Origin of the sequence: Okeania sp. SIO2F4, assembly GCF_010672385.1 — a bacterium.
Lineage (GTDB): Bacteria > Cyanobacteriota > Cyanobacteriia > Cyanobacteriales > Microcoleaceae > Trichodesmium.
In genome coordinates this window covers 1-4,430 of the sequence record NZ_JAAHGT010000823.1, presented here as the reverse complement: position 1 = coordinate 4,430, position 4,430 = coordinate 1, and the positions used below count along the sequence as shown (strand labels likewise).

Here is a 4,430-nt window from a genome sequence, read left to right as displayed (position 1 = left end):
TGTTTTATTTTTTCAAAGAGCGCTAAAAATACTGTTTGTTGATTGAGTGAAACTTTCATTCAGTCTGATTGTTCATGATAGAATTCAAAAATTAATTAAATTATTCCTTCTTCACTTCGGTTTTGAGAAAATCAAGGGTAAATTTTTAATTGCTCTATCCTCGAAATTTTTGCGACCGCAAAAAATCCCCATTTATCCTCTCTGAATTCAGCTTTTAAATTAATTTGTGAGAAATATGTGTCTAACTACAATCTGATAATTATATTCTAATTTAGCGATCGCTTGGATAGGAGTATTAGTTATTGACCTTACAAAAACAAATTATGACTTATGACTTATGACTTTGTTAAAATAGTTGTCATTAATCTTAGAAAATTATCAAGTTCTCTTGCCTTAATTACAGGAATGATTAAACTTTTAAATTCTGAGTTTATGGTGGATACTCTAATCTAAATTTTGATATTTACTCTTGGCAATTAGAAGTAATAACAATATTTTTATGTGGCTAATTTCTATTATCTAAATCTACCATGCAAAAATTTTAAAATAAAAATTAAAATATTCTTAAATTATATAACTAAAAATCTACAATCGAGGAAAATAAAAATAGATAATTTTTCTATATAGCGTTTCTTAAACTAGTGAGGTACAGTTGTTTTTCTTCTTTATCTATTCCTACGGAACAAGAATTACTACTTCCTACTCCCTATTCCCTTTCCCCCGTTCCCTGTTCCCTGTTCCCTAAAACCAAAGAATGCGCGTACCTCACGAATATGGAAATTGCTATATTATTAGGAAATTTAATAAATGAATTTACCAAGTAATACCATAACTATTTCACAAATATAGCAATCCGCATTTTAGTTTCCGACTGTAGTGCAACTACTTCCCCTGAATATTGTTGGCAAGCTACTCTTTATAATGTGAAACAGTGTTTTGGGTTTGTCACAAATTCTCCTGCAATTTTAGAAGCTATAGGTTCAACAATTAATAATTAATAATTAATAATTAATAATTAATAATTAAATAATTCGCGCCTTGAAGCCTCCCCTTGGATAGGGGAAAACAAAGACAATATTCCTTATATTCAATTCCCTCGCGGTTTTAACCTTCTTGTAATTATCAAGTTCGCAATTATCCATTATCCATTAATGAACGTGCTACCCAAAGCTAATAGTTAAAACCTTCAAAGTATAGCAACAATAATAAATAATTACCTAAATAAATTAACACTATTACTTATAAGAAAATGATTACTCATTGCATGATTCCGGTGGTAAAGTCTCCCCAAGACTACCAAGCATATCGTATTAGTCCTAATGATCATAATAAATTAGCAATTATTTTCAGCCCCGCTAATGCCAATGCTTCTTTAACTGTATGTTTAGAAGTTTTTGATGTAGGAGGAAAAACACCTTTACATCAACATCATTTCGCTGTAGAAATGTTTTTTATTCTCAAAGGAGAAGGGAAAGCAAGCTGTGATGGAAAATCTATTAATATTCGTGCTGGTGATAGTATTCTCATGCCACCAACAGGTAATCATATTATAGAAAATACTGGTTCAACTCGTCTTTATGCCTTGTGTATTATGGTGCCAAATGAAGATTTTGCGGAACTAATTCGCACTGGAACACCAGTAGATTTAGATGAAGAAGATATGCAAGTTTTGACAAGCTCAAATTTTGGTAAATATTAGACTTCTTGCAGAAGTCAGGGAATAGGGAATAGGTATGGAGGGAATAGGGAGATGAAATTGTTAATTTTAGATCTTGAATTTATTTAATTAAAACTTTTGCAAGAGGTCTATTGAGAAAAAAGGCAGAAGCAAGAATTAAAAAAATACTGAAAAATCTGGATTTTTTCTTCTCTTACTTACTGCAAATATTACAATTAAATTTTTCTACTATATCCACTTAATTACCGAAAAACCAAGGTTTAAAACCTCTCCTTTCAGGGAGAAAAAGCGGTCGTTTCGCCTGTCGCCGACATGAAAAGCGGAGTTTGGAGTAGAATGGGATTGTGAGGTTTCCCGAAGAGTGCAGAGCCTCTCCGAAATTCGCCATATCCAATCTCCCCTTGAGAATAAAAAATTTTCCTTTTAACCAATCCTATCTGTTTTAAGAAGAGGTAATTATTAATTATTAATTGTTAATTATTAATTATTGAACTAGCTATTGAAAAGCTTTTTATTCCCTATCCTTCTTTACTTGATTTTTCCCCTATTCTCAGTTATACAATTTCTCAAAAACTTTTCAACCCGTATCTTGAATAGGGGAGTAGGGGATTCATTAATTGATAATTACTTCGGGTTTTAACCGCTCGGGAATTGAATATTGGGAAATATCATTTCTTTTTTTTCCCTATCCAAGGGGAGGCTTCAAGGCGCGAATTATTTAATTATTAATTTTTCGGTAACCTAAGTATATTATATAGTAATCAGGAATCATTTATGAGATATTTAAGAACAATTAATAACAATCAAAATTCTTTGATATTCTAACTCCTGACTCCTCATTACCACTAAAATATTACAACTGAAATATGATTGCTATAGCATTAATGCATGATAATTCGTATTACTTACAAATATTAAAATGAAAATTTTACCGAAAGAAACTACTTCCATATTAACCAGAGATAGAGTACGTTTAGATGCTGATATTTATCGCCCTGATGCAGAAGGCGAATTTCCAGTAATATTAATGCGACAACCCTATGGCAGAGCGATCGCTTCAACAGTAGTCTATGCTCATCCAAAATGGTACGCTGCTCATGGTTATATTGTGATTATTCAAGATGTGCGGGGTCGAGGTACATCTGAGGGTGAATTTGAATTATTTGCCCATGAAATTGAAGATGGAATTGATACTATTAATTGGGCAGCAAATTTACCAGATAGCACTGGCGAAATAGGAATGTATGGATTTTCTTATCAAGGCATGACTCAACTATATGCTGCTAGTGCTAAACCTCCAGCTCTAAAAACAATTTGTCCGGCAATGATTGGTTATGATTTATATACAGATTGGGCTTATGAAGGTGGAGCTTTTTGTTTACAAACAAACCTAGCTTGGGCAGTTCAGCTAGCAACAGAAACTGCTCGTTTACAAGGAGATGAAAAATCTTATCAAGAACTTTATCAAGCTTCTATAAATCTGCCTTTATCTACTACAAATCCTGGTTTACCAAAAGTTATTAATGAGTATGGAAAAGATTCTTTTTACCATCAGTGGATAGAAAATTATCAACCATGTGAATATTGGCAAAACCTATCACCAAATATGGAAAATGTAGACCTGCCAATGTTACATATCGGTGGTTGGTTTGATACCTATTTACGGGGTACAATTCATTTATATAAAGAAATGGCAGGTCGCAGTAAATTCTTACAAAAATTAATTGTAGGTCCGTGGTCTCATATTCCTTGGGGCAGAAAAGTAGGAGCTGTAAATTATGGTTTATCAGCTTCTAACCCCATAGATGATTTACAAATATTATGGTTCGACAAATTTCTCAAAGGAATAAATACAGAAATATTAGAGCGATCGCCAGTTTCTTTATTTGAGATGGGAAGTAACGAATGGCGTAATTTTAATTCCTGGCCTGATAATAATTATAAGTTCTATTATTTGGCTAGTACAGGACTTGCCAATATGAGAGAAGATTCGGGTAGCCTCACGGAAAAGTGCCCTGATAATTCTGTTGATGATACATTCGTACATGACCCTTGGCGACCTGTTCCAGCATTGGGTGGTCATGCCACATTTCCAGCAGGTTCTTTTGAACGTTCAGAATTAGATTGTCGCACTGATATTTTGACTTATACTTCTGAATTTTTAACGGAAGATTTGCACATAGCGGGAGATATTTTTGTAGATGTATATTGCACGGCAGATACAAGTAGTTTTGACCTTTCTGCTGTGTTATCTGAAGTGACAAAAAATGGAAATGTTTACAATTTTACTCAAGGTTATATCAAGGTTATTGATAATGATTTACCAGTGAAAATATCTTTACAACCAACTTGCATGAAAATTGATAAAGGTAAAGCTCTAAGATTAAGCTTAAGTGCTGCTTGTTTTCCTGCATATTTAATTAATCCCGGCATAGATAAACCGCCAGGAGAAGTCAGATTAATTGACGCAAAAATTATTACGATAACTGTTAGTTCAGGAAAAAATAATCCTTCTATAATTTCTCTATCTAAGTTAAAATAGAGGCAATATTGTAGGTTGGTTCATTAATTGATAATTGATAATGGATAATTGATAATTACAAGAAGGTTAAAACCGTTACACCAATTGAAGATCAGGAAATATTATTTCTTCTCTTGGTAGATTGGAGGCAAGCGAGGAGACCTCGCCATCCCTCTACCGCTTTTTTCCCCTTGGATAGGGGAGGCTTTAAACCAAAATTATTTAATTATT

At 32.9% G+C, this 4,430-nt stretch carries 3 protein-coding genes; all 3 read left to right on the top strand.

The features are described 5' to 3' along the window. The first annotated feature begins 330 nt into the window (after positions 1 to 330). The 3 genes from F6K22_RS33315 to F6K22_RS33305 all read left to right on the top strand — a co-directional run bounded on the left by F6K22_RS33315 (position 331) and on the right by F6K22_RS33305 (position 4,220). Positions 331 to 453, top strand: a complete 123-nt coding sequence (locus F6K22_RS33315) for a hypothetical protein (protein WP_293108220.1) — start codon at positions 331 to 333, stop codon at positions 451 to 453. Positions 454 to 1,249: 796 nt separating this feature from the next. Next, on the top strand, positions 1,250 to 1,699 hold the full coding sequence (locus F6K22_RS33310; protein WP_293108217.1) for a cupin domain-containing protein: 450 nt from the start codon (positions 1,250 to 1,252) through the stop codon (positions 1,697 to 1,699). An 898-nt stretch (positions 1,700 to 2,597) separates the two neighbouring features. Beyond that, complete coding sequence (locus F6K22_RS33305) at positions 2,598 to 4,220, top strand: CocE/NonD family hydrolase (protein ID WP_293108215.1); 1,623 nt, start codon at positions 2,598 to 2,600, stop codon at positions 4,218 to 4,220. The last annotated feature ends 210 nt before the right edge of the window (positions 4,221 to 4,430 follow it).